The 25,077-nt window shown below is 72.3% G+C and carries 21 protein-coding genes; 17 read left to right on the top strand and 4 right to left on the bottom strand.

The window, feature by feature from the left end:
* Positions 1–76 precede the first annotated feature (76 nt).
* Positions 77–847: an RNA methyltransferase gene (locus AB0L40_RS09985; RefSeq protein WP_364352947.1), complete on the top strand. Its 771-nt coding sequence runs from the start codon at positions 77–79 to the stop codon at positions 845–847.
* A gap of 76 nt (positions 848–923) precedes the next feature.
* Here the strand turns inward: AB0L40_RS09985 and AB0L40_RS09980 are convergent, their stop codons facing one another.
* On the bottom strand, positions 924–1,466 hold the full coding sequence (locus AB0L40_RS09980) for a c-type cytochrome (RefSeq protein WP_364352943.1): 543 nt from the start codon (positions 1,464–1,466) through the stop codon (positions 924–926).
* A gap of 72 nt (positions 1,467–1,538) precedes the next feature.
* Here AB0L40_RS09980 and AB0L40_RS09975 point away from each other — a divergent pair, with 72 nt between their 5' ends.
* A complete protein-coding gene (locus tag AB0L40_RS09975) occupies positions 1,539–2,063 on the top strand; it encodes a hypothetical protein (protein WP_364352940.1) in 525 nt (174 codons plus the stop codon).
* An 869-nt stretch (positions 2,064–2,932) separates the two neighbouring features.
* On the opposite strand, the gene AB0L40_RS09970 is transcribed toward AB0L40_RS09975, so the two are convergent.
* A complete protein-coding gene (locus tag AB0L40_RS09970; RefSeq protein ID WP_364352937.1) occupies positions 2,933–3,385 on the bottom strand; it encodes a hypothetical protein in 453 nt (150 codons plus the stop codon).
* 771 nt (positions 3,386–4,156) lie between these two features.
* Between AB0L40_RS09970 and ndhC the strand changes: the two genes are divergently transcribed.
* The 14 genes from ndhC (at position 4,157) to AB0L40_RS09900 (ending at position 19,824) form a co-directional block, all read left to right on the top strand.
* A complete protein-coding gene (ndhC, locus tag AB0L40_RS09965) occupies positions 4,157–4,522 on the top strand; it encodes an NADH-quinone oxidoreductase subunit A (RefSeq protein ID WP_364352934.1) in 366 nt (121 codons plus the stop codon).
* 140 nt (positions 4,523–4,662) lie between these two features.
* Positions 4,663–5,247 carry an NADH-quinone oxidoreductase subunit NuoB gene (gene nuoB / locus AB0L40_RS09960; protein ID WP_364352980.1) on the top strand — a complete coding sequence of 195 codons (585 nt, stop codon included), beginning with the start codon at positions 4,663–4,665 and terminating at the stop codon, positions 5,245–5,247.
* Complete coding sequence (locus AB0L40_RS09955; protein WP_364352931.1) at positions 5,240–5,749, top strand: NADH-quinone oxidoreductase subunit C; 510 nt, start codon at positions 5,240–5,242, stop codon at positions 5,747–5,749. Before nuoB ends, AB0L40_RS09955 begins: the two co-directional genes overlap by 8 nt.
* A gap of 302 nt (positions 5,750–6,051) precedes the next feature.
* Entirely contained in the window at positions 6,052–7,194 is a 1,143-nt protein-coding gene (gene nuoD, locus AB0L40_RS09950) for an NADH dehydrogenase (quinone) subunit D (protein ID WP_364352977.1), read from the top strand.
* Positions 7,191–8,000 (top strand): NAD(P)H-dependent oxidoreductase subunit E, encoded by an 810-nt coding sequence (locus tag AB0L40_RS09945; protein ID WP_364352928.1) that lies wholly within the window; start codon positions 7,191–7,193, stop codon positions 7,998–8,000. The genes nuoD and AB0L40_RS09945 overlap by 4 nt, the downstream gene beginning before the upstream one ends.
* Entirely contained in the window at positions 7,997–9,316 is a 1,320-nt protein-coding gene (gene nuoF / locus AB0L40_RS09940) for an NADH-quinone oxidoreductase subunit NuoF (protein WP_364352925.1), read from the top strand. The genes AB0L40_RS09945 and nuoF overlap by 4 nt, the downstream gene beginning before the upstream one ends.
* A complete protein-coding gene (gene nuoG, locus AB0L40_RS09935) occupies positions 9,316–11,817 on the top strand; it encodes an NADH-quinone oxidoreductase subunit NuoG (RefSeq protein WP_364352922.1) in 2,502 nt (833 codons plus the stop codon). The genes nuoF and nuoG overlap by 1 nt, the downstream gene beginning before the upstream one ends.
* Positions 11,814–12,863, top strand: coding sequence for an NADH-quinone oxidoreductase subunit NuoH (gene nuoH / locus AB0L40_RS09930; RefSeq protein ID WP_364352919.1), 1,050 nt, complete (start codon positions 11,814–11,816; stop codon positions 12,861–12,863). The genes nuoG and nuoH overlap by 4 nt, the downstream gene beginning before the upstream one ends.
* 22 nt (positions 12,864–12,885) lie before the next feature.
* Positions 12,886–13,419: an NADH-quinone oxidoreductase subunit NuoI gene (gene nuoI / locus AB0L40_RS09925; RefSeq protein ID WP_364352916.1), complete on the top strand. Its 534-nt coding sequence runs from the start codon at positions 12,886–12,888 to the stop codon at positions 13,417–13,419.
* A 2-nt stretch (positions 13,420–13,421) separates the two neighbouring features.
* On the top strand, positions 13,422–14,129 hold the full coding sequence (locus AB0L40_RS09920) for an NADH-quinone oxidoreductase subunit J (protein ID WP_364352913.1): 708 nt from the start codon (positions 13,422–13,424) through the stop codon (positions 14,127–14,129).
* Entirely contained in the window at positions 14,126–14,425 is a 300-nt protein-coding gene (gene nuoK / locus AB0L40_RS09915) for an NADH-quinone oxidoreductase subunit NuoK (protein WP_364352910.1), read from the top strand. The genes AB0L40_RS09920 and nuoK overlap by 4 nt, the downstream gene beginning before the upstream one ends.
* Complete coding sequence (nuoL, locus tag AB0L40_RS09910; RefSeq protein ID WP_364352907.1) at positions 14,422–16,455, top strand: NADH-quinone oxidoreductase subunit L; 2,034 nt, start codon at positions 14,422–14,424, stop codon at positions 16,453–16,455. The genes nuoK and nuoL overlap by 4 nt, the downstream gene beginning before the upstream one ends.
* A 4-nt stretch (positions 16,456–16,459) precedes the next feature.
* The gene (locus AB0L40_RS09905) at positions 16,460–18,235 is read left to right on the top strand and encodes an NADH-quinone oxidoreductase subunit M (RefSeq protein ID WP_364352904.1); all 1,776 of its coding nucleotides are present in this window, start codon (positions 16,460–16,462) and stop codon (positions 18,233–18,235) included.
* Positions 18,232–19,824 carry an NADH-quinone oxidoreductase subunit N gene (locus AB0L40_RS09900; RefSeq protein ID WP_364352901.1) on the top strand — a complete coding sequence of 531 codons (1,593 nt, stop codon included), beginning with the start codon at positions 18,232–18,234 and terminating at the stop codon, positions 19,822–19,824. Before AB0L40_RS09905 ends, AB0L40_RS09900 begins: the two co-directional genes overlap by 4 nt.
* Before the next feature lie 121 nt (positions 19,825–19,945).
* On the opposite strand, the gene AB0L40_RS09895 is transcribed toward AB0L40_RS09900, so the two are convergent.
* The gene (locus tag AB0L40_RS09895) at positions 19,946–21,982 is read right to left on the bottom strand and encodes a hypothetical protein (protein WP_364352898.1); all 2,037 of its coding nucleotides are present in this window, start codon (positions 21,980–21,982) and stop codon (positions 19,946–19,948) included.
* A gap of 220 nt (positions 21,983–22,202) precedes the next feature.
* Between AB0L40_RS09895 and AB0L40_RS09890 the strand changes: the two genes are divergently transcribed.
* Positions 22,203–23,876, top strand: coding sequence for an FAD-dependent thymidylate synthase (locus AB0L40_RS09890; RefSeq protein ID WP_364352895.1), 1,674 nt, complete (start codon positions 22,203–22,205; stop codon positions 23,874–23,876).
* A gap of 425 nt (positions 23,877–24,301) precedes the next feature.
* On the opposite strand, the gene AB0L40_RS09885 is transcribed toward AB0L40_RS09890, so the two are convergent.
* Positions 24,302–24,895, bottom strand: coding sequence for an isoprenylcysteine carboxylmethyltransferase family protein (locus AB0L40_RS09885; protein WP_364352892.1), 594 nt, complete (start codon positions 24,893–24,895; stop codon positions 24,302–24,304).
* Positions 24,896–25,077: the final 182 nt, after the last annotated feature.

Raw genomic sequence — 25,077 nt, 5'->3', positions numbered from 1 at the left:
GTCGGTCCGACCGGACCGTGCCTCGTCCGCGTGACGTCACGTGGTCGCGCCGCCCGGTCCCCGTACCCTCCTCGCGATGCCTCCGTCCATGGAACCCGGCCAGCGGCGCGACCGCTGCATCACCGTCTACGGCCGTCGGGCGGTGCTCGAGGCGCTGCGGGACCCGAAGCTCGAGGTCGCCGGCGTGACGATCGCCGAGATGGGCGGCGCGGTGACCAGCGAGGTCAAGAAGTCCGCCACCGAGCGCGGCGTGGACGTGCGGGAGACCTCCGCCCACCGGGTGTCGCTGATCTCCGGCAACGGCCGTCAGGACCAGGGGGTGGTCGCCGACGTCATCGCGCCCGAGATGTCGGCGCTCAGCGACCGGCTCGACGAGCTGGCGAGCGACCCGGGGCGCAAGCAGCGCCTCCTGGTCGTCGACGGCGTGACGACCCCGGGCAACCTCGGCCTGATCATCCGCTCGGCCACCGCCGCCGGGGTCGACGGCATCGTCGTGCCCCGCCGTGGGACCGCCGCGATCGGCCCGCAGGTCGTCAAGGCCTCGGCCGGCACGGCCTTCGCGTCCCCGATCCTGCGGACCTCGGACGCCCCCGGCGCCCTGTCGGAGCTCACGGACGCGGGCTTCACGATCGTCGGCCTCGACGCGGGCGCGGCCCAGTCGCTGTGGGAGATCGACCTCCCGGACCGCATCGCCTTCCTCGTCGGCGGCGAGCACGAAGGCGCGTCGGAGCAATCGGCCGAGTTCGCCCACTCCTGGGCCTCGGTCCCGATGCCCGGCGGCGTCGAGTCGCTGAACGTCGCGTGCGCGACGACGCTGGTCGCCTTCGAGATCGCCCGCCGCGGCTGATCGGGAACGACGAAGGGCGGCTCGCGCCGCCCCTCGGAAGGTCCTTGGTCCGGGCCGCGAGGCCCGGGTGCCCGCGCTAGTTGGCGGGGCTCTCGGCGGGGCTGCCCTCGCCGGCGGGTGTGGTGCTGCCGCCCGAGGTCGGAGTCGAGCCCGCGACCGGCGGCTGGTCGTCCGCGCAGCGCTCGGCGGCGGTCTTCGGCTTCGTCGGGCTCGACGAGGCGCCGGCCTTCAGACCCGTGTACTTGCACAGGAAGGCCGCGATCGCGTCGGCGTCGTCGCCGACGGCGATGTTCGCCGGCATGATCGCGCCGGAGAAGCCGCCGTTGTGGAGGGCGTAGAGGACCGAGCCCTTCGTCTCCGCACGGAGGTCGAAGTTCGGTCCGTCGGTGCGCTCGCGGTCCTTGATCTTGTCCGCGCCACCCTGCGTGCCGGCCACCGCGAGGGTGTGGCATCCGGAGCACCGGTCGGAGAAGAGGTTCGCGCCCTTGAGCACGACTGGGTCCTTCTCCCCCTTGAGTGGTCCGTTGTCGCGGTTGGTCTGGACCGACTCGGACCCGCAGGAGGCAAGAACGAGGGCTGCCGCCAGGGCACCCAGGGTCGTGAGGGCTCGACGCTGCATGTGCGCTGGATCCTAGACGAGGAGTCCCCGTCGAGGCGCGCGCCCGGCCGTCGATAGGCGATCATGCCCCCGATGGCCGACCGGGAGCGCACCGTGGACCCCGTCCACGACCTTCGATGGGTGCTCGTGGGACTCGTCGTCGTCGTGGTCGCGGTCCTGCTCGTCCAGGCCGGTTGCAACACCGGTTCCGAGCATCGGGTGGAGGACGGCGAGGTCCGCCTCGACCTCTCCGAGTACTCGATCACGCCCCGCAACCTCGTCATGCCCGCGGGCCGGCTGATCATCGACGGCCGCAACACCGGCCGCTTCGTCCACAGCCTCCGCGTCGTGTCCGACGACGACAAGCGCGGCAACCGCCGCGCGAAGTTCATGGCGTCGAACGGCACGCCGCTGCGCCCGGGCGACACGCGGGAGTCGTTCCTGGCCGTCTGCCTCGGCCCCGGCGACTACCGGATCATCGGCGGCCAGGCGGGCGAGGAGGACCTCGGCATGGTCGCCGACCTCCACGTCACCGGCCCCGAGCCCGACTGCACCCCGGCGCCGGGCCAGCGGCGCGAGGACCCGGCCGACGCCCCGTCCGGCGGCGACGACGGTTAGCAGCGCCGACGTCCGACGTCGGATGGCGAACGCCCGACACCCGACGCCGGAGACGGACGGCGGACCCGACGACGAACGCCCGACACCCGACGCCCGACGACGGAGACGGACGGCGGACCCGACGACGAACGCCCGACACCCGACGCCCAACGCCCGACGTCGGATGGCGGGCGCCCGACGGCCGGTGACCCAGGACGGGCCGCGACGACGGCACCCACCGAGCGGCCGAAAAGAAATCTCGATCCGGGGGAAGGAGCGGCCCGCGCGGGGGCGAAAGAGGGGATCGCCCCCCGGCGCCGGCCACGAAGACCCTCTCGCATCTGCACTTGATGCCCGCGACTGGTCTTTGACGGCGGCAACCAATTGGCCGGCGCCGGGGGTGAGTCATCTCTTCACGATGGCGGCACGGCCCCGGCCGGAGAGCCACCCGTGACGCCGACCGTCCGAACGTCGGCTGTTCAGACGTCCGCGCCGGCCCGTCTTCCCGGGGCGCGCCGACTCCGGAAGGCGTTGAGCTCGCAGGCCTCGCGACGGCCCGGTGGTGCGACGGAGCGCGGCCAGGTGCGGCGCGCGCCGCACGAGCGTCCACGCCGGGGCTATCTCGCTGGTGAATGGATCCATTCACCAGCGACATATCGCTGGGCGTGGCGACGTTCTCCGCGCCGGGCCGGGGTCCTGAACGCTCGTCGCGGCCGATCCGTGCCAAAAGCGGGCAGCGCGAGCCTCGCCGCCCGGAACCCGTGCGCACGCGACCCACGACCCTCGCCCTCCCGGACGGACCCGCGACCCACGCCGTCCCCCCAGACGGACCGGCAACCCGCGACCCTCGGGACCCGGAGGGACCCGCGACCCGCGCCGGGTCCTCCGACTCAGAGCCCGCCGCGCTCCACGGTCACCCGCAGCGCCAGGAAGGCGATGACCAGGGCGGCCGTGGTCATGATCCCGATCTCGCGGCGGACGATCTCGCGGACGATGCCGCGCTGGCCGGCCTCGTCAAGCTCCGCGACCTCGGCGGCGCCCGACAGGCCGCGGCGCTCGAGGACCTGCTCGGCGGAGATCAGGCGCAACTGCTCGGCGATCAGGGAGATGCCGATCGGGAGGAGCGAGTAGAGCCAGAAGAGCCAGCTGGCCGGCTCGTCGCCGTCGATCCAGACGACGCCGGCCATCACGGCGAGGGCGAGTGCGCCGACCTGGGTGATCCGGACGGCGATCCAGTAGCTGCCCCGGGCGTCGAACCGCCACCACAGCCAGAGGCCCCACGCCCCGGAGGCGAGCGCCACGAGGCCGGTGAGCAGGGAGACGACGAGGGCGGCCGAGGACATCGGTCCGTGATGGTCTCATGGCGCGGCGGACACGGTCGGCGTGCCGGCCGTGACATCGACCGCCCCCTTTCCCGTGCGGTATCCGCGGTCCGACGAACGACCGCGCACGGTCCGGACCAGCGTTCCGACGGCGCGGACGAGGCCGCCGAGGTCACCGGTGGTCTCACGCGGTGCCGGACCGCGGTCGATTCGCGACAGGGCGTGGCCGGTGATCGTCCGCGGCTTCGCGGCGCGGGGTCGTTGGGGGAGGGGCGCGGTCGATCCCGGACAGGGCGTGGCCGGTGATCGTCCGCGGCTTCGCGGCGCGGGGTCGTTGGGGGAGGGGCGCGGTCGATCCCGGACAGGGCGTGGCCGGTGATCGTCCGCGGCCCCCGCCGACGGCCGCCCGTCACCGGCCGCCCGTCACCAGTTCGCGACGTGCCAGGGTCGCGTCGCGTCCTCCCGCACCCCCGCACCCCCGCACCCCCGCCTCCCGCACCCCGAACCCACCGGTTCCCCGACTCGACGTGTGACCGAGCTGCGCCGATCCGCACGAGCGCCCGCGATCGGCGTCGCGGCACCCCCTCGGGGCGCGCATCCGCCCACCCGGAACGACCGATCCGGGAACCCCGCCGCGCGGGGCTCGTGACACGCTCGTGACACCGCGCACCCCCGCAAGCAACCGATGTTGCGATGTCCCGGAATACTTCGTGCAGGACGGCACGAACGCCTGGAAAGTGAGGGGTACCGAACCCTTAGAAGGGCCTTTGGGAACTGGTAGAACAAGAGGCGGTGCTCCGGTCGTATCTACCGCTCCTCATCTTCCTCGTGCTCTCCACGGGCGTCGGTGCGTTCTTCGTCGCGGCGAACACGTTCCTCGGCCCGCGGTTCAGGCGACGGCCTACCACGGTCCACGAGGACGCGTACGAGAGCGGTCTGCCGTCGGACGTCCAGCAGGGCTTCCGCTTCGGGATCAGCTTCTACCTGATCGCGATGCTCTTCCTGCTGTTCGACATCGAGGTCGTCTTCCTCTACCCGATCGCGGTGGAGCTGAAGGAGTTCGGCACCTTCGCGCTCGTCGAGACGGCCGTCTTCATCGTGCTGCTCTTCGTGGCGCTCATCTACGTGTGGCGAAGGGGTGCTCTCGAATGGAAGTGATCCGGCACGGCAAGGCGGAGGCCGGCATCGGTCCCGCCGCAGCGTCCCCGCACGCGCTCCAGCCCGGCGACAAGGAGGCCTTCCGCGCCCGCCAGCTGCGCGCGCGTGACCTCCTCCGCGGCGAGCTCGAGGGCGACGACATCGAGCAGCACGTCCGCGACTCGATCGTCACGACGACGCTCGACAAGGCCGCCCACTGGGCGCAGGGCAACTCGATCTTCCCGCTGACCTTCGGCCTGGCCTGCTGCTCGATCGAGATGATCTCCCTCGTCGGCGCGCGCATGGACATGTCGCGCTTCGGCTCCGAGGCCATGCGCGCGACCCCGCGCCAGGCCGACATGATCATCCTGGCCGGCCGCGTCTCGATGAAGATGGCGCCGATCGTCCGCCGCATCTACGACCAGATGCTCGAGCCGAAGTACGCGATCGCGATGGGCGCCTGCTCCTCGTCGATGGGCGTCTTCAACAACTACGCGATCGTCCCGGCCGACAAGTTCATGCCGGTCGACGTCCACATCCCGGGCTGCCCGCCGCGCCCGGAGGCCGTGGTCTACGGGATCCTGAAGCTCCGCAAGATGATCCAGGACGACCCGACGATGGCCTGGCGCGACCGGTACCGCGCCCACGGCACGGAGGAGACCAAGCCCTGGAGCCTCGACGAGCTCGAGGAGCGCGCCGGCCGCGCCGCCGAGCTCGAGCAGCGGGAGCAGGACGCGCGTGCCTGATCTCGCCGCCCTCGAGCGCCTCGCCGACATCGTCGGCGCGGGCGACGACTCCGTCGTCGTCGCCCAGGTGCACACCGACCGCCGGTCCGAGATCCAGGTCCGTCCAGACGCCGTCGTCGAGAGCCTCGAGCGCCTGCGCTCGCAGGGCTACCAGCACCTGATGTCGCTGCACGGCGTCGACTACTACCCGGAGGAGCCCCGCTTCGGGGTGATCTACGAGCTCCTCTCCTTCGAGCTGCAGGACCGCGTGACCGTCAAGGTCCGCGTCCCGCTGTCGGACCCGCACGTCGCCTCGGTGACGGGCAAGTGGCCGACCGCCAGCTTCCAGGAGCGCGAGGTCTTCGACATGTTCGGCGTCGTCTTCGTCGGGCACCCCGACATGCGCCGGATCCTCCTGCCGGACGACTACATCGGGCACCCGCAGCGCCGGGACTTCCCGGTCGGCGGCGAGCCGGTGCTGTTCACCGGCAACGAGCAGCGCAACCCGGGGTGGTGGAAGTGAGCACCGACGACGAGAAGCGCGACGGCCCCGTGCCGGAGGACGGCGAGGCCACGACGGGCTCCCGCGAGCACGACGCCCCCGCCACGCAGGGCGAGCGCGAGCGCGGCGCCGAGATCGCCGACGAGACCGACGCCACCACGCCGTCGGGCATCGCGGCCACCGCGGTCCAGGAGCGCTCCGAGCGCGAGGCCGAGTGGGAGGAGCTCGCCAAGCGCTACCGCGCCGACGAGGCCACGATCGACTTCTCCTCCCAGCTGGGCGCCGTCGCCACGCAGGACGAGACCGAGCTCCTCACGATCAACATGGGGCCGCACCACCCGGCGACCCACGGGGTGCTGCGCCTCTTGACCACGCTCGAGGGCGAGGTCATCCGCGACGTCAAGCCGATCATCGGCTACCTGCACACCGGCATCGAGAAGACCGCCGAGGACAAGGCGTACTGGAAGGTCATCCCCGTCGTCGAGCGGATGGACTACCTGGCGTACTACTTCAACGCCATGGCCTACTGCGGGGCCGTCGAGGAGCTGCTCGGCGTCGAGGTCCCCAAGCGCGCCCAGTACCTGCGGGTCATCCACCTCGAGCTCAACCGGATCATGAGCCACCTCGTGTGGCTCGGGACGACGATGCTCGACCTCGGCGCGATCTCGATCCTCTGGTACGCGTTCCGCGAGCGCGAGACGGTCCTCGACCTCTTCGAGTACTCCTCGGGCCAGCGCATGCACACGCGCTACTTCCAGATCGGCGGGGTCGTCGAGGACATCCCGGCGGGTTGGGACAAGAAGCTCCAGCGCTTCCTGGACGAGATGCCCACGCGTCTGGACCAGTACGAGGCGATGCTCTCGAAGAACGAGATCATCCTCCAGCGCCTGAAGAACGTCGGCGTGCTCGACGCCCAGCGCCTGCAGGAGTGGGGCGTCACCGGCCCGCTGCTGCGCGCCGCCGGCGTGCCGTGGGACCTCCGCAAGGCCACGCCGTACTCGTCGTACGAGGACTTCGACTTCAAGGTTCCGGTCGGCACGATCGGCGACAACTACGACCGCTACGCGGTCCGCATCGCCGAGATGCGCGAGTCCGTGAAGATCATCCAGCAGGCCCTGAACGGCCTGCCGGAGGGCCCGACGATCACCGAGGACCGCAAGGTCGCCCTGCCGCCCCGGCACGAGCTCGCCACCTCGATGGAGGCGCTCATCCACCACTTCAAGCTGGTGACCGAGGGCATGCGCGTGCCCGAGGGCGAGTCGTACTTCCCGATCGAGGGCCCGCGCGGCGAGCTCGGCTGCTTCGTCCGCTCGGACGGCTCCAGCAAGCCGGCGCGCGTGCACATGCGCGACCCCTCGTTCGTCAACCTGCAGGCGTTCGGCGACATGGCCCGCGGCGAGTACATCGCCGACATGATCGCCACGCTCGCGTGTCTCGATCCGCTCCTCGGAGGCATCGACCGATGACCATCCGCCGCGACCCGCTGGACCCCAACGAGCGCGAGCTCGTCCGCGAGGGCGCTCCGGCGCCCGCCGGCCCCCGCCGCGCGTACCTGCCGGACCTGCCCGAGGGCGCCGACCTCACGCAGGAGGTCGTCCGCTTCGACCACGGTTCCCGCGTCCCCGGCTGGCGTCCTGCTACGGACCTCACCAAGGACCCGTCCGGCGTCCCGGACCCCGCACAGGTCGACGTCCCGGCCGCGCTGCGCGCCGAGATCGAGGACTTCATGTCCCGGTACCCGGACTCGCGCTCCGCCGCGATCCCCGCGCTCGCCGCCGCCCAGCGCGTGCACGGCTGGTGCTCGCCGCAGGCCATCGAGCAGGTCGCCTGCGTGATGCAGCTGACCCCGGGCTACCTGACCGCGGTCGTCGGCTTCTACGACATGCTCGAGGCCAAGCCGGTCGGGCGCCAGACGGTCTACGTCTGTACGAACATCTCCTGCTCGCTCCGCGGCGCCGACGCGCTCTTGGAGTCGCTGAAGCTCGCGATCGGGGACGACCCCGACGTCAACATCCGCGGCTTCGAGTGCCTCGGCGCCTGCGACATCGCGCCGATGTGCTCCGTCAACGGCGTCTACGTGGGGCCCGTCGACGACACCGAGGTCCTGGAGCTCGCGGAGCAGATCCGCACCGCCCAGGACCCGCTGCCCGAGAAGCAGCTCGTCCGCCGTCGGGTCGCCGACGTCGCCGCGAACACCGACGAGGTCGCACGCGCCTCGCGCGACACGGGGACGCTCGACCCCGTCTCCTTCGACGAAGGGTCCATGGCATGACCAACCACCTCCTCTTCGAGAACATCGACGAGCCCGGCCTCGCCTCGATCGAGGTCTACAAGCGGCGCGGCGGCTACCAGATGGCCGAGCAGGCGCTCGCCATGGCCCGCGACTCGATCATCACGTCGCTGAAGGACTCGGGCCTGCGCGGCCGCGGCGGCGCCGGCTTCCCGACGGGCCTGAAGGCCTCCTTCATCCCGCAGGGCAAGATGGACAAGTACCTCGTCTGCAACGCGGACGAGTCGGAGCCGGGGACCTTCAAGGACCGCGAGCTCATGCAGAAGAACCCCCACTCCCTCATCGAGGGGATGATCATCGCGGCCTACGCCGTGGGGGCGAACAAGGCGTTCATCTTCATCCGCGGCGAGTACGTCCAGCAGGCGGAGATCCTCGAGAAGGCGATCGAGGAGGCCAAGGCCGCCGGCTACATCGGGTCGAACATCCTCGGCCGCGGCGTCGAGCTCGACATGTGGGTCCACCGCGGCGCCGGCGCGTACATCTGCGGCGAGGAGACCGGCCTGCTCGACGCCCTCGAGGGCCGTCGCGGCAACCCGCGCCTGAAGCCGCCGTTCCCGGCCAACCAGGGCCTCTACCAGGGCCCGACGCTGATCAACAACGTCGAGACCCTGACGGCGATCACGTACATCCTCAAGGTCGGCGCCGACGCCTACAAGGCGATGGGCGTCGAGAAGTCGTCCGGCACCAAGCTGATCTCCGTCTCGGGCAACGTCCGCCGCCCGGGCAACTACGAGATCGAGATGGGCATGACGGGCCGGGACATCATCTACGGCCTCGCCGGCGGCATCGAGGAGGACCGCGAGGTCCTCCTGTGGTTCCCCGGCGGCTCGAGCTCCCCCGTCCTGACCAAGGACGACCTCGACCTGCCGTACGACTACGACTCGCTCGCGGGCGCGAAGACGATGCTCGGCTCCGGCGCGATCATCGTGGCCGACGACTCCAACTCGGTCGTCGACATCGCGGTGAAGACCGCGAGCTTCTACAAGCACGAGAGCTGCGGCAAGTGCACGCCGTGCCGCGAGGGCACGAGCTGGACGACGAAGATGCTCAAGCGCATCCAGTCCGGCGAGGCCACGCCGATGGACCTCGACGTCATCTCGTCGGTCTGCGAGCAGATCATGGGCAACTGCCTGTGCGTGCTCGGCGACGCCATGGCCATGCCGGTGGCGTCGATGGTCACCAAGTTCCGCCCCCACTTCGAGGCGCATATCGAGCAGGCCCGGGTGGCCAACGAGGCCCGCCTCCTCGCCGAGCTCTCCGCGCAGGGCAACGTCCTCCAAGGAATCGCCGCCGACTGATGCCGCGTCCCGAGATCGAACAGATCACGTTCACCGTCGACGGCCGCACGGTCGAGGCGCCCGCCGGCACGATGCTCGCCGACGCCGCCAAGCTGGGCGACGTCGACATCCCGGTCTTCTGCTACGAGCCGAAGCTCGGCGCGCCGGTCGGCGCCTGCCGCATGTGCCTGGTCGAGGTCGAGGGCATCCCGAAGCTCCAGACCGCCTGCTCCACGCCGGTCCGCGACGGCATGGTCGTCGACACCCAGTCCGACCGCGTCAAGGGCGCGCAGGAGTCGGTCGTCGAGTTCCTGCTGCTCAACCACCCGCTGGACTGCCCGGTCTGCGACAAGGGCGGCGAGTGCCCCCTGCAGGACATCTCCTTCGGCTGGGGCCGCGGCGAGACGCGCTTCCAGGAGCCCAAGCGGCACTTCCAGAAGCCCGTCGAGCTCTCCCCGCTGGTCGCGATCGACCGCGAGCGCTGCATCCTCTGCTACCGCTGCGTGCGCTTCTCGCAGGAGGTCTCCGAGGACTACCAGCTGGTCCTCCACGAGCGCGGCGCCGACACCTTCGTCGGCACGTTCGACGGCCACCCGTACGTCGCGCCGTTCTCCGGCAACATCATCGAGCTCTGCCCCGTCGGCGCGCTGACGAGCCAGGCCTACCGCTTCCGCGCCCGCCCGTGGGACATCGAGCAGTCCGGCTCGGTCTGCACGATGTGCCCCGGCCAGTGCAACGTCAGCTACACCGTGCGCGACGACCGCGTCGTGCGCGTGCTGAACCGCGAGAACGACGCCGTCGACGACGGCTGGCTCTGCGACCGCGGCCGCTTCGCGTACCAGTCGACGTACGTCGACGAGCGCGTCTCCGGCCCGCTGGTCCGCGAGGGCGGCGAGCTCGTCCCGGCCTCCTGGGACCGCGCGCTGGCGACCGCCGCGGGCATCCTCGACGCGGCCGACGGCCGGGTCGGCGCGCTCGCGGGCGGCACGTCCTCCAACGAGGACGGCTGGCTCCTGCGCCGCCTGATGACCGAGGTCGTCGGCTCCCGCGACTTCGACTCCCGCCCCGCCGGGGTGCTGTCCGCCGGCCTGCAGGCGGCGCTCGACGCGCCCGAGGCCCAGGCGACCGTCACCGACCTCGAGTGGGCCGACGCCGTGCTGGTGCTCGACACCGAGCCCGTCGACGACATGCCCGTGCTGGACCTGCGCCTGCGCAAGGGCGTCCGCCGTCACGGTGTCCGCCTGGCCGTCGCGACGAGCCGCCCGTCGGCGCTGGATCCCAACGCCGAGCTCTCCGTCCGCTTCGCGCCGGGCGCGGGGGAGGCCTTCGCCTGCGCCCTGGACGCGGCCATCGGCGGCGTCGGCGACGTCGGCGGCCTGGCCCGCGCGGCCGGCGCCGAGCCCGAGGCCGTCGAGGCCCTGGGCCGCATGCTCCGCGAGGCCGGCAAGGACGTCGTCATCGTCTGGGGCGAGCGCCTGACGCACGCCGCCGACCCGGCCCGGGCGGCCAACGCGGCCCGCGCGCTCCTGAAGGCGTCCGGCCGCCTCGGCCTGCTGGACGGCCACCAGGGCTCCGGCCTGCTGCAGGTCCCCACGGGCGGCAACGGCCGCGGCCTGCGCGAGCTCGGCGTCCTGCCGAACGTCGGCCCCGGCTACAGCGAGCCCGCCAAGATCGGCCGCAGCAGCCGCGAGATCGCCGCCGCCGCCGCGGCCGGCGAGATCGACGCCCTGCACCTCCTGCACGTCGACCCGGTCGCGTCCTTCCCGGACCGCGCCCGCTGGTCGTCCGCGCTGGCGAACGCCACGGGCGTCATCGCCCACGCGTCCTTCCTCACCGAGGGCGTCCTGCAGCACGCCGACGTCGTCTTCCCGTCCGAGGCCGGCGCCGAGAAGGAGGGCACCGTCACGCACCCCGACGGCCGCCTCCAGCGCCTGCGCCCCGCGGTCGGCAAGCCCGAGGGCACGCTGCCGACGTGGCAGGTCCTCTCGCACCTGATCACGGCGCTCGGCGGCCGTGCGACGGCCCTGACGTCGATGATGGTCACGACCGAGCTGGCCGAGGCCGTGCCGTTCTACGCCGGCATCACGCACGACGAGATCGGCGGCTTCGGCGTCCGCTGGCAGGAGCGCGAGGCCTCCGCGGCCTTCCCCGCCGGCGACACCGGCCCGTTCTCGCTCGACGCGCCGCTCGCGGCCGCCTCGCCGAACGGCGCCCTGCGCCTGGGCAGCTTCAAGTCGGTCTGGTCCTCGCCTGAGGTCGCGCACGCGCCGGCGCTGAAGTTCCTGGCGCCGAAGCAGCGCGCCGAGCTGAACCCCGACGACGCGGCCGAGCGTGGCATCCGCCACGGTCAGCGCGTCCTCGTGAAGGCCGACGGCACGACCGTCGGCGCCACCGCGCACCTGCGCACCGCGTCCCCGCGCGGCAGCGTGTTCCTCGAGACGGGCTTGGGCGACCAGAGCGCGACCGCGCTCCAGAACCCCGAACCCACCGTCCCGTCGATGGTGACGGTGGAGAGCGCATGACCGCCCTGCTGCAGGCGCCCATCGGCACGATCTACTACGCCGAGCCGTGGTGGGCCCAGATCATCAAGGCCCTGATCATCTTCGGCATCGGCTTCTCGCTGGTGCCGCTGACGCTGCTCTACGAGCGCAAGCTCCTCGGGCGCTTCCAGGGCCGTCCAGGACCCAACCGCGTCGGCATCTTCGGCTCCCTGCAGCCCATGGCCGACATCGGCAAGCTGCTCTTCAAGGAGCAGTTCAAGCCGCGCGGCGCCATCGGCTGGCTGTTCATCGCCGCGCCGCTGATCTCCATGGTCTTCGCGCTGGCGACGTTCGCGGTGATCCCGTTCTCCGGGCGCCCGCAGGACGTCTTCGGCACGCCGATCGGGCTCTACGGCGTGGACTCCGACATCGGGCTGCTGCTGTTCTTCGCGTTCTCCGCGGTCGGCAGCTACGGCATCCTGCTCGGCGGCTGGGCCTCGACGTCGAAGTACTCGTTCCTCGGCGCCATGCGCGCCGCGGCGCAGCTGATCTCCTACGAGGCGGCCCAGGGCCTGGCCCTGCTCGGCGTCGTGATGACGACCGGGTCGCTGTCCTTGTCGGAGATCGTCGACAAGCAGGGCGACATGGGCCTCTGGTTCATCGTCCCGCAGATCGTCGGCGCCTTCATCTTCTTCGTGGCGACGCTGGCGGAGATCAACCGCACGCCGTTCGACCTGCTCGAGGCCGACTCCGAGCTCGTCGGCGGCTTCATGACCGAGTACGGCGGCGGGCGCTTCGCCATGTACTACGTCGCCGAGTACGTCCACCTCGTGGTCGCCGGCGCGATGTTCTCGACGCTCTTCCTGGGCGGCTGGAACATCCCGTTCTGGCAGGGCGCCCCGGGCTTCCTGGACCCGATCGTCGTGCTGCTGAAGACGGTCGTGATCGTCACGATCATCGTCTGGATCCGCGCGACGCTCCCGCGTCTGCGCTACGACCAGCTGATGTCCTTCGGGTGGAAGATCCTGCTCCCCCTGGCCACCCTCAACGCCCTCGTCACCGCGATCGTCCTCGTGGCGTTCAAGTAGACGGGCTCGGAGGCTCTCCCTCATGACCTGGAATCCCGACAGCGACGTCGTCGAGGTGGCCCGCGGCCCCGAGCCCGGTGGGCTCGGCGGCGCCTACCGCGTCTTCGGCGAGACGCTCCGCGGCCTGAAGACGTCCTTCATGCGCGTGGTCGAAGGCACCCACACCGTGGAGTACCCCGAGGAGAAGATCCCGGTGTACCCGCGGTGGCGCGGTCGCCACAAGCTGCACAAGTTCGAGGACACCGGTCTCGAGAAGTGCGTCGGCTGCTCGCTCTGCGCGGCGGCCTGCCCCGCGGACTGCATCCGCGTCGTCGCGGCCGAGAACACCCCGGAGAACCGGGTCTCCGGCGGCGAGCGCTACGCGGCGGTCTACGAGATCAACATGAGCCGCTGCATCTTCTGCGGCTACTGCGAGATCGCGTGCCCGTTCGACGCGATCACGATGGGCTCCGACTTCGAGCTGGCGGACTACAACCGGTCCGACCTCATCTTCACCAAGGAGATGCTCCTCGCGGAGCCGATGGTGCGGACGCCGCTGCGGGCGGAGGGCGAGTAGTCGTGGACGAGATCCTCTTCTTCGTCGCGGGCATCGCGGCGATCCTCGCCGCGGCCGGGACCGTCTTCCTGCGCAACCCGTTCTACGCGGTGCTGTCGCTGGTCGTCCACCTGCTCGCGCTGTCGCTCCTCTTCCTGCTCCTCTACGCGCAGTTCGTCGCGGTGGTGCAGGTGATGGTCTACGTCGGCGCGGTGATGGTCCTGTACGTCTTCGTCAACGCCTACGTCGGCGGGGGCACCGAGCCCCAGGGCGGGGGCGGACCGACGCTCAAGATGTTCTCGTACGCGATCGCGGTGACGCTGATCGTCACGATCGGCATCGCGGTGCTCGGCACCGGCCTGCAGGCGATCGACGGCTCCGGCCCCGACGACCTGCCGGCGTCCTTCGGCTCCCCGGGGTCGATCGGCAAGCTGCTGCTCACCACGTTCCTGCTGCCGTTCGAGGCCGCGTCGTTCCTGCTGCTCGTCGCCGCCATCGGTGCCGTCGTGCTGGCCCGCCGCCGCCGTGGCGTGCTGCCGGGCGAGGAGCGCATGGTCGCCGCGCTCGACCTGTTGGCCCCGACCGGGACCGGCTCGATGCGCGAGGGCGTCGGCGCGATCAACCCGACCCCGGGCGGCTTCACCGGCCGCATCACGCCGTCGACCGGCGCGAGCTCCCTGCCCGCGTCCGACGACCGCACCGGCGACGACTCCGAGGGAGGCTCGCGATGAGCACCGGCTGGTACCTGGCGGTCTCCGCCATCGTCTTCGCGATCGGCGCCGCGGGCGTCGCCACGCGGCGCAACCCCCTGCTCGTCCTCGTCTGCCTGGAGCTCATGCTCAACGCCGGGAACCTGGCGATCGTCGCCTTCGCCCGCATGCACGGCGCCACCGAAGGCCACGTCTTCGCGCTCGTCGTGATGGTCGTGGCCGCCGCCGAGGTCGCCGTCGGCCTGGGCGTCGTCGTCGCCCTCTACCGCAACCGCGTCCCCGTGGACGTCGACGAGCTCCGGGAGCTGCACGGATGAGTCCCGCCGAAGCAGCATGGATCGTCCTCCTCCTGCCCCTGCTGGGGTCGGTCGTCCTCGGCCTCGGGTTCCGCGTCTGGCGCGGACCGGTCGCGGGCATCGTCGGCACGGCCTCAGTCGGCCTGGCGTTCGTCTTCGCCGTCGTCGCCCTGATCAGCACGCTCGGGCGCCACGAGGAGGGCACCCGGCAGATCAGCTCGTCGCTCTACACGTACGTGAAGGTCGGCGGGGTGAACGTCGACCTGTCGATCCTCGTCGACCCGCTGTCGATCGTGATGATCCTCGTGGTCACCGGCGTCTCGACGCTGATCCACCTGTACTCGCTGGCCTACATGCGCGGCGACGCCGGGTACACGCGGTTCTTCGCGTACCTGAACTTCTTCGTCTTCTCGATGCTGGTGCTGGTCCTGGCCGGCAACTTCGTCCTCCTGATCGTCGGCTGGGGCCTCGTCGGCGCCGCGTCGTACATGCTGATCTCGTTCTGGTACCGCCGGAACACGGCGACGACGGCCGGCATCAAGGCGTTCGTCATCAACGTGGTCGGCGACATCGGCCTCGTGCTCGGCGTCATCCTGCTGCTGCGCCACACCGGCTCGGTCGACTTCCTCCACGTCTTCCACGGCGCGAAGGAGACCTTCGGCGAGAGCGGCTCCGGCTCGCTGACCGCCGCCCTGCTGCTGATCATGCTGGGCGCGTTCGCGAAGTCCGCGCAGCTGCCGCTGCACACGTGGCTCCCGGACGCCATGGAGGGCCCGACCCCGGTCTCCTCCCTGATCCACGCGGCGACGATGGTCACCGCGGGCGTCTACCTGATCGCCCGCCTCAGCCCGCTGATGGAGCTGTCCCACACGGCCCAGGCCGTCGGGATGATCGTCGGCTGCCTGACGCTGCTGGTCGCCGGCTCGATCGGTCTGGTCCAGACGGACCTCAAGCGCGTCATCGCCTACTCGACGATGTCCCAGATCGGCTACATGATCATGGCCGTCTCGGCCGGGGTCTACGCCGCGGGCATCTTCCACCTGATGACGCACGCCTTCTTCAAGGCGCTGCTCTTCATGGCGGCCGGCTCGGTGATCGCCGCGATGGCGTCCGAGCAGAACCTGGACAAGATGGGCGGCTTCAAGAAGGCGATGCCGTTCACCTACGGCGCCTTCGTGATCGGCGGCCTCGCGCTCGCCGGCATCCCGCCGTTCTCCGGCTTCTTCTCGAAGGACGAGATCCTCGCCGGGGTCGCCCAGGAGGGCGGCTGGCACTGGGTCCTCTGGGCCGCCGGCTACGTCGGCGCGTTCCTGACCGCCGTCTACACCTGGCGCCTGATCTTCCGCGCCTTCTGGGGCCCCGCGGTCCCGGAGGCCAAGGAGCTGGAGGAGGGCCACCTCCACCACGCCCCCGACCACCGCAACCCGGCCACCGGCGAGCTCGAGGACACCGAGGTCGGCTTCCCCGGCCCGGAGCACTGGATCGCCGAGCGCGCGCGTCCGATGCGGATCGCGATGGGGACGCTGGCCGTCCTGGCCGTGGTCGGCGGCGTCGTCGGCCTGCCGTTCGGGATCTGGACGCCGCTGGAGACCTTCCTCGAGCCGGCGTTCGAGTTCGCGCCGCACCACGTCGTCGGCGACGGGATCACCGCGCTGGGCCTCGTGGTCGGCACGGTCGTCGGCGTGGCCGGCATCGGCGTCGCCTACGTCGTGTGGGCCAAGCCCGCGCTGGACGGCCGCGGCGCGACCGCGATCTCGTCGCAGTGGCAGGCGCGGTTCGCCCCGCTGCACAAGCTGTTCCTGAACAAGTGGTACTTCGACGAGCTGATCGACTCCCTGATCGTCCGTCCGGTCCGCTGGTTCGGGCGGTGGGCGCACGACACGTTCGAGCGCCTGATCGTCGGCGGCGCGATCGTCGGCGGCACGACCGGCGCGGTCCGCGGTGCGTCAGCGCTGGTGCGACGACTCCAGTCGGGCTACCTGCGGACGTACTCCGCGATGGTCCTCTCGGGTCTCGCGGTCCTGCTCGTCTACTTCCTGACCCAGAGCTAGAGCCATGTTGCACCTGTCGATCCTGCTCTGGCTCCCCGCGGCCTTCGGGCTGCTGGGCCTCCTCGTCCCGTCGCGCTCCGCGCGGTGGGTCGGGCTCCTCGGCGCCGTCCTGGCGCTCGCCCTCTCCATCGTCTTCGTCCTGGACTTCGACGCCGGTGGCGCGCAGTACCAGCACGTCACGGACACCACGTGGATCAGCGCGCTGGGCGTCCGCTACCAGCTGGCGGTCACCGGGCTGAACGTCTGGCTCGTGCTGCTGACCACGGTCGGCTTCGCGTTCTCGATGGCCTGGATCTCGTTCACCGAGCTTGGCACGCACGAGCGCGCCAAGCACGTGGTGCTGCACCTCGGCATCGCGCAGTCGGCGGTCCTCGGGGCGCTGCTCGCGCAGGACCTGATCCTGTTCGTCGCGTTCTTCGACCTGATGCTGATCCCGTTCTTCTTCATCACGGCGCAGTTCGGCAACGGGGACCGCGTGCCGGCGACGATCAAGATGATCGTCTACACGCTCGTCGGCTCCCTGCTGATGCTCGTCGCGGCGATCGCGGTCGGCGTGCTGGCGACGCCGTCGGGCCAGTCGGTCTCCTACAACCTCGCCGAGATCGCCGCACGCGGCGTTCCGAAGGGCTCGCAGGGCTGGCTCTTCGCCTGCTTCGCCGCGGCCTTCCTCGTGAAGATGCCGGCGTTCCCGATCCACGGCTGGCTGGCCGACGGGTACAAGGCGATGCCGCTGCCGATCCTGGCCGTCTTCTCCGGCGTCCTCTCGAAGGTCGCGATCTACGGCTTCCTGCAGATCGCGCTGCCGCTGCTGCCCCAGGGCACCGCGGACCTGCGCTGGGTCGTCCTGATCCTGGCGGTGCTGTCGATCCTCTACGCCTCGTCGCTGGCGCTGACGACCTTCAACGCGCGCCTCGTGCTCGCGTACTCGTCGGTCGCGCAGCTCGGCTTCATCACGCTCGGCGTGATGAGCCTGCGGCCGGACGGCGCGTCCGGCGCGCTGCTGCAGTCCGTCAACCACGGGGTCGCCGTCTTCGGCGCGTTCCTCGCGGTGGCGATCCTGTCGAAGCGCACCGGCGGGTCCGAGGACCTGCGCGACATGGGCGGCGCCGCCACCAAGGCGCCGATCTTCGCCGTCCTCTTCGTCGTCGTCACCTACGCGGTGCTGGCGATGCCGGGCACCGCGAACTTCGTCGGCGAGTTCCTGATCCTGCGCGGCGCCTGGGAGGGCACCGCCCCGGGCCTGGCGATCGTCGCCTCGCTCGGCGTGGCGCTCGCCGCGGTCTACGCGTTGCGGCTCTTCATCCGCGGCAGCCACAACCGCGTTGGCCCGACCGTCGAGCCGCGCGAGGGCACGCGCCCGGAGCTCGCGCTCCTGGCCGTCCCGGTGATCCTGATCGTCGCGCTGGCGTTCCACCCGCAGCAGACCGTCGACGCCGCGGACGACGCGACGGCCCGGTCGGTGCTGCCGGCGGCCGCCCGCGTCGGCGAGTCCCACGTGGAGAAGATCCTGCGCAGCGACCCCGAGCTCGCCCGCCTGACGCCGCCCGCGGCGTTCTCGTCCAAGGCGGCCCCGGCCGCCGCGGCCGTGACGCCCGCCGCGGAGCCCGCGACGTCGGGCAGCGCGTCGCAGAGCGACCCCGCCACCGACCCGAACACCGGGCAGCAGGTGCCGTCCTCCGGCGGCGGCGCCGGGACGACCGTGCAGGTCGACCCGAGTACCGGGCAACCCGTCGACCCGAGCACCGGTCAGCCGGTTCAGACCGAAGGAGCCGGCCGATGATCGAGCTCGCCGCCACCAAGGCCCCGCACATCGACTGGGCCGGCATCTCGTCGCTCCTGGCGCTCTTCGCGGGGTCCGTCGTCGTCCTGCTCGTCGGCCTGCTGCGGGCCCGCTTCGCGCGCCACACGCTGGTCCCGGCGCTGACGATCGTGGCCTTCGCCGCGTCGATCGGCCTGGCCATCTGGCAGTGGGACGAGGACAAGTCCCTGATGTCGGGCGCCTTGGCGCTCGACCCGCTCGCCCTGATCGGCGTCGTCGGCATCGGCGTCGCCGGCATCGCCGCGGTCCTGCTGTCGATCGGCGCCACCGCCCCGCGCGAGGCCGCCCACGGCGAGTACCACGCGATGATGCTCGTGGCCGCCGCCGGCGCCGCGATGTTCGTCGGCGCGCAGAACCTCATCACGACGTTCCTCGGGCTCGAGCTGCTGTCGATCCCGCTGTACGTCCTCTCCGCCACCGAGCTGCACCGCCGCCGGTCGCTCGAGTCGGGCCTGAAGTACCTGATCGTCGGCTCGGTCGGCTCCGCGACGCTGCTCTACGGCTTCGCGCTGATCTTCGGCGCCACGGGGGAGCTCGACTACTCCGCGATCGCCAACGCCGTCAGCACCCAGGGCCTCGGCGACGACCCGCTGATGCTCGGCGGCGTGGCGATGGTCGTCGTCGGCCTGGCCTTCAAGGCCTCGGTCGCGCCGTTCCACCAGTGGACCCCCGACGTCTACGAGGGTGCCCCGACGCCGGTCACCGCCTTCATGGCGACGGCCACGAAGGTCGCCGCCCTGATCGCGTTCCTGCGCCTCTTCGACGTCGCCCTGATCGGAACGTCGAACGCCTGGGGCCCGGCCCTGGCCGCCCTGGCGTCGATCGCGATGATCGTCGGCAACGTCGGGGCGCTCGGCCAGAGCTCGATGAAGCGCCTGCTGGCGTTCTCGTCGGTCGCCCAGGCCGGCTACATGCTGGTCGGCGTAGTCGTCGGCACGCAGCTCGGCGTCCAGGCGACCGTCTTCTACGTCCTCACCTACGTCGTCATGACGGTCGCCGCGTTCGCGGTGATCGAGGCCGCGGAGCGCGAGACCGGGCACGACGGCGTCAGCGCCCTCGCCGGCCTTGGCCGGCGCAAGCCGCTGCACGCGGTCGCGCTGACCCTGTCGATGCTCGGCCTGGCCGGCGTGCCGGCCACGGTCGGCTTCGTCGCCAAGCTGCGCATCGTGCAGTCGGCGGCGGACGGCGGCTACACGTGGCTGGCGATCGTCCTGGTCGTCGGCTCGATGATCTCCTTCGTCTACTACCTGCGCGTCGTCGCGCAGCTGTGGTCGGACGCCCCCGCCGGAGCCGAGGTGGCGCCGCGCACCCAGGCCGTCGAGGTCGAGCGGCCCGAGGCCGTCGCGACGACCACGGTCGCCGCCGAGGCGGGCACGCCGAAGGTCGCGGTCGCGGGGGCCGGCACCGTCGTGGTCGCCGGTGCCACGCAGCTGCCGATGACGGTGCTCGCCGTCGTCGCCGGCGCCGCCATCGTGGTCCTGGGCGTCGTCCCGGGCCCGCTGATGACGGTCGTCGAGGACGTCGCCCGGGCCGTTCCGGGGCTGTTCTAGGACTCCGGGCGCGGGGGCCGGTCCGGCCTCGTGGCCGGGCCGGGCGGCCCGGGGTTGCCGGAACGGTCGGGGAGCATCCGGTCCGGAGCGCCGCCCCGCGGGACGGGCGTCTCCGGGGCCGTCAGCGGGAGACGGCGTTGCGGTGGCGCCAGACGTCGCCGGAGTCGGCGTCCTGGAGGTAGAGGTCGTGGCGGCGGATCCAGGCCATCGAGACCCGGGACGCGAAGGGGAGCTCCACCGCGCGCCAGCTGCGGCCCGCGTCGACCGTCAAGCGGGCACGGCCGCCGCGGACGACGACGCCGACGCGGCGGTCCCGGAACGCGATGCCGTGCGTTCCGGTGACGTCGGCCGGGCCGATCCGGGACGTGTCGTGCCAACGTCGCCCGCCGTCGGAGGACGAGAGGAGCCGGCCCGACTGCACCGCGACGAGATGCCTGCGGTCGAGGATCTGGACGTCGCTGGGGGCGTGCAGCCCACGGACACGGCGCCACGTCCGTCCGCCGTCGGCGGACACCTGGGGCGTCGAACGCCCCCACGCCAGCACGACTCGGCCGTGCGCGTCGATCCGAGCGAAGCCTCCCGAGGACCCCGGTGCGGTCGTGGCCGTGCGCTGGCGCCGGCCGACGAGCCGGTCGACTCCGCCGGTCAGGTTCACGCCGCCGGGGATCGGCAGCAGCGGGCCCGTCGGGGTGACGGCCAGGTCGGCGGCGGTGTCGTCGACGGCGGAGAGGGTGCGCCAGCGCGCTCCCGGGCGGCGGACGACCACGCGCAGCTCCGGATACTCCTGGCCGTCGCTGACCAGCGCGACGAGCGTCCGTCCGCGTGCGACGACCGCCTGCACGCACCCGCGGGCGGGGGCCGGCACCGCCGACCAGCGTCCCGCGCGCTGGATCCACAGGCGGTCGCCGGCCAGCAACGCCGTGAGTCCGGACCGACCGATGCCGCCCGGCGTGGTGGCCCCGCCGAGACCCGGATCGTCGTCGGTGCCGCTGCTCAGGGCCATCGGCTCGTCGTCGTAGTCGGGGCGGTTTGCGGGACAGCCCCAGAGTCGGTCGAACGTCGGGTCCTCGTAGTCGTGGAAATCGCCTTCGACGGTCCGCGAGAGCGTGAACTGCGGTCTGGCCGGCGGCGCGGTGTCGCCCCGGGCCACCCACGCCGGGATCGTCCACGACTCCGAGGCCGTGATGCTGCCGCCCTTCCCGGTGCCGTCCACGGTGACCGTGCAGACCCCTCGATCGCAGCGCACCGCGTTGCTCGACCAGCTGCCGTCCCCGGCGTTCGGGGGCGACCACCGGTCAGCGCCGGGAGCGTCGGTGAACGTGGCGCCGTCGTCGTCGGAGACGTAGCGTCCGCGCTCGGTGGCCAGGAACACGCCCGTCGCGCCGGAGGTCCCGAAAGCCCAGAACGACCCCAGTGCGGCGCCGTGCGGCAGGCTCACCGCCGTCCACGTCGTCCCGCTGTCGTGGGTCACCTGGAGCTCACGTGGTCCGCCGGCGGAGCCGTCCGCGATCCGGAAGTCCCTCCGGACCCCCAGCACCGACAGCTTCTCGTCCGCGGCGACCGGGCCACGCCAGCTGCGTCCGCCGTCGGCCGTCGCCCATGCGAGGCCGTCGACGTTCACGAGGCCGCGCCGGCCGTCCGCGAACCGGAACGTCCCGGGATACTCGCCGGGGGTGCACCTCGGGAGGGCCGTCGACGTCCACGTCGTTCCGAGGTCGGCCGACCGGGTCAGCGCGCATCCGCGTTGCAGCAGCACCGTTCGCGGAGCCGGCACGGCCACCGTCGAACCGGGGATCGGCGGCACGCTCGCCGACGGGTCGGAGGACGGGGTCTCCCGCGTCCCGACCAGGCCGCGGGGGAACGGCGCCACCACGTGCCGCCACCGTCGTGCGTCCCGGACGAGCAGCACCGCGCGGTCGGGACGGTCGTGCAGGCGGATCGCGACCGTCCCTCCGTCGTCGTCGATCGTCGCCTCGCCGCGCAGGCTCGGTGGGGGGCCGACGGTCTGCCAGCCGCGCCACGGCGAGTCGACGGTCATGGCCCGGGCCGGAGCGGCCCCGGCCGCCGCGCTCCCGAGCGCCGCGACGAGGGCGCACGCGGCCGCCGCTCGTCTCGCCCAGGGTCGGTCGCCGGCCGTCAGGCCACCACGCACGCGCATGCCGCCGAGGGTACTTCTGGTGGTGGCCGTCCGCGCAGCATGCGGACGGTGTCCGTCAGACCACCGAAGCAGCGTGATCCGTGGGAGGTCGGCGGCACGGGCGACGCCGGCCCGGCCGACGGCTGGCGGGACGGGCCCCACCCCGGGCTGCGCGCGGACGTCCCGCGATCGCCCGGGGGGCGCCGGTCGCGACCGGCCCGGTCGCTAGCCTGCCGTCCTCGTGCAGTACCCGATCGACGACCTGACCCCCGCCGAGCAGGCCCGCCTGGCGCCGCACGTCACGCATCCGACCCGGCCCGTGTTCGGGCTGGTGGGGCTGCCGGAGACCGTGAAGGGCGCCCTCTTCGCCCGCTACAGCCGCTATCCCGGCACCCTGCGGCGGCTGTTCCTCGACGAGTTCGCCGACTCGCTGCCCGCCCCGGGCGACGGCGCGGAGTTCGACGGGTCCGAGGGCGAGCGCGCCGCGCAGCTCTACGACCGGATCTTCCTCGGCTACGGCGACGACTCGGTCGCCCAGCTCGGCGGCCTGCACGTCGCCGCGGAGTGGTGCTCCAACGTCCTGACGAAGGTCCTCCAGCGGCCCCGGATCGGCGCGTACCTGGAGCAGTCCACGCGCTACATCGCCTTCGACTCGCCGGTCACGGCCGGCTCGTGGCTGGGCGACGGCGACGTCGTCTCGCCGACCGGCCGCGCCGACGGCGCCGAGCCCGGCTACCGCTACCTGCGTGACCCGTCGCTCGGGCCGGTCTACGCCGCGGCGATGGACGACGTCTTCGGCATCTACGCGCGGCTCATCCCGCAGCTGACGGCCTGGTGCGCCGAGCAGTACCCCGCACCCGACGGCACGCCGCCGGCTGCCCACGAGCGCGCGATCAAGGCCAAGGCGCTGGACCTGCTTCGCGGTCTGCTGCCGGCGTCGACGCTCAGCCACGTCGGAATCTACGCGTCGGGGCAGACCTACGAGGGCCTGATCCTCCACCTGCTCGCGCACCCGCTGCCGGAGGCCCGCCGCTACGGCCGCTGGATCCTCGACGCGGTGCAGGCGATCACGCCGAGTTTCGTCACGCGCGTCGAGCGCCCCGACCGCGGGGGGCGCTGGGTCGAGTTCCTCCAGGAGCGCGAGTCCGCCGCCGACCGCTGGGCCGGCCGCCTCGGCCTCGACGCCGCGACGGCCGCGGGTCGCGACGCCGAGGAGCAGCGCGCGACCGTCCGGCTCGTCCACGTCGACGGCGACGAGGACGACCTGCTCGCGGGCCTGCTCTACGAGTCCACCGCGGTCGGCGAGGAGCGCGCTCGCGCGACCGTCGCGGCCCTCTCGACCGAGGACCGCGGTGCCCTGCTCGCGGACCTGATCGGCGAGCGCGAGAACCGCCGCCACCGGCCCGGCCGCGGCCTCGAGCGCCTGCGCTACCGGTTCGAGATCGTCTCCGACTACGGCGCCTTCCGCGACCTGCAGCGCCACCGGATGCTGACCATCCAGTGGCAGACGCTCACGCCCGAGCTGGGGGCCGAGGTCCCGGACGAGGTCGTCCTCGCCGGCGCCGGCGACGACTACCGCCACGCCCTGGACCGCTCGGCCGAGGCCTGGGCCTTCCTGCGCGACGCCGGCCGGCCGAAGGAGGCCGCCTACGCGGTCTCGCTCGGCTACCGGATCCGCTACACGATGGACCTCAACGCCCGGGCCGCGATGCAGCTGATCGAGCTGCGTTCCGGCCGGGAGGGCCACCCGTCCTACCGCGCCGTGGCGCACGAGATGCACCGGCTCATCGGCGAGGCGCACCCGGCCGTCGGGGCGGCGATGCGGCACGTCGATCGCGACACCGAGCCACGGCTGGAGCGCATCCTCGGCGAGATGCGCACCGAGGCCCGTGCGAACCCCACCGCCGACGCCTGAGGCCGACAGCGGATCTGCCGACCAGCCTCGCAGTCTCTGCGTCCGGCCCATCCGAACGTGGATCCCAGGGTCTAGAAACCATCTAGTGAGCGAGCTGGGGCTTCGGGGGGCTGAGCCAGCCCTGGTGGCCCCCATCGGCCGGCCGGTGCCATCGGCGAGGCGATCGTCTCGGTCTCGCGTGGGGTGACCGTCCTTGCGCCTGCGGCCCAGGCGGCCCTCACACAGGAGGTCCGAGGCCGTGAGCCGGCGGACGCGACTCCGCTCTCACCGCGGGAGCTCCAGGTGCGTCGCCTGATCGGCGGCGGGTTCTCGGGCCCCGAGATCGCCGGGGCCCTGCAGATCGGGACCGCGACGGTGAAGACCGAGTCCTGCCGAGGAATGGTCGACCACGTCCCGTCGCACCAGGACGACCATCGGTATCCGGCTCAGGTCATCGGCGGCAGGAAGCGCCCGGTCCGGCGGGCCCACGCCTCGTACTCCGCGCCGTGCAGGGCGCGCAGGTGGGGCTCCTCGACGCGGAGGGCCTGCAGCCGCACCCCGAGCGCGAGGACGACGACGCCGACGGCCCCGGGGTACGTCGGGTCGGTCATCGTCACGCCGAGCGCGAGGACCACCATGCCGGTGTAGATCGGGTGGCGCATGCGCCCGAACGGCCCGGTCGTGACGAGCTCGGGGCGCTCGCTCTCGTCCTGGCCGACGCGCCAGTGCTCGGCCATCGTCTGCTGCGACCAAGCGGCCCAGGCGAGCCCGGCGACGAGCAGCAGGATGCCCGCGGCGTGGGTGATGAACGCGTTGCCGGGCGTCCAGTCCCATTCCAGGCCGATGAGGTGCGCGGCCGGGCCGATGCCGACGAGCAGCGTGCCGGTGCCCAGCAGCGCCGCCGCGCGGCGGGGCGCCCCTGGCGCGGCGCGCGCGAGCACGACGCCGGATGATCCGGTGCGGCGTCGGTGGACGACGATCCGTGCGGGCAGCAGCACCACCAGGGCGATGGCGGCACCGATGAGGGCGACGGCGGGCACGGACGACAGGGTCCCACGCCGCGCGCCGCCGCGCTGGGAACGGGCTCACGGGCGGGGTCTTCCCCGACCGGCGTCCCGTGGGCGAGGCGGTGAACTGACTGAAGACGAGCGCCCGGTGCCCGCCGCCGACGACGTCCTCCAACTGCCCGACGAGCGCCGTCAGCTTGGCGCACGGGACGGTT

The sequence above is a fragment of the Patulibacter sp. NPDC049589 genome, assembly GCF_040675535.1.
In the GTDB taxonomy this organism is placed as follows: domain Bacteria; phylum Actinomycetota; class Thermoleophilia; order Solirubrobacterales; family Solirubrobacteraceae; genus Patulibacter.
This window is presented reverse-complemented; position numbering and strand designations above follow the sequence as displayed.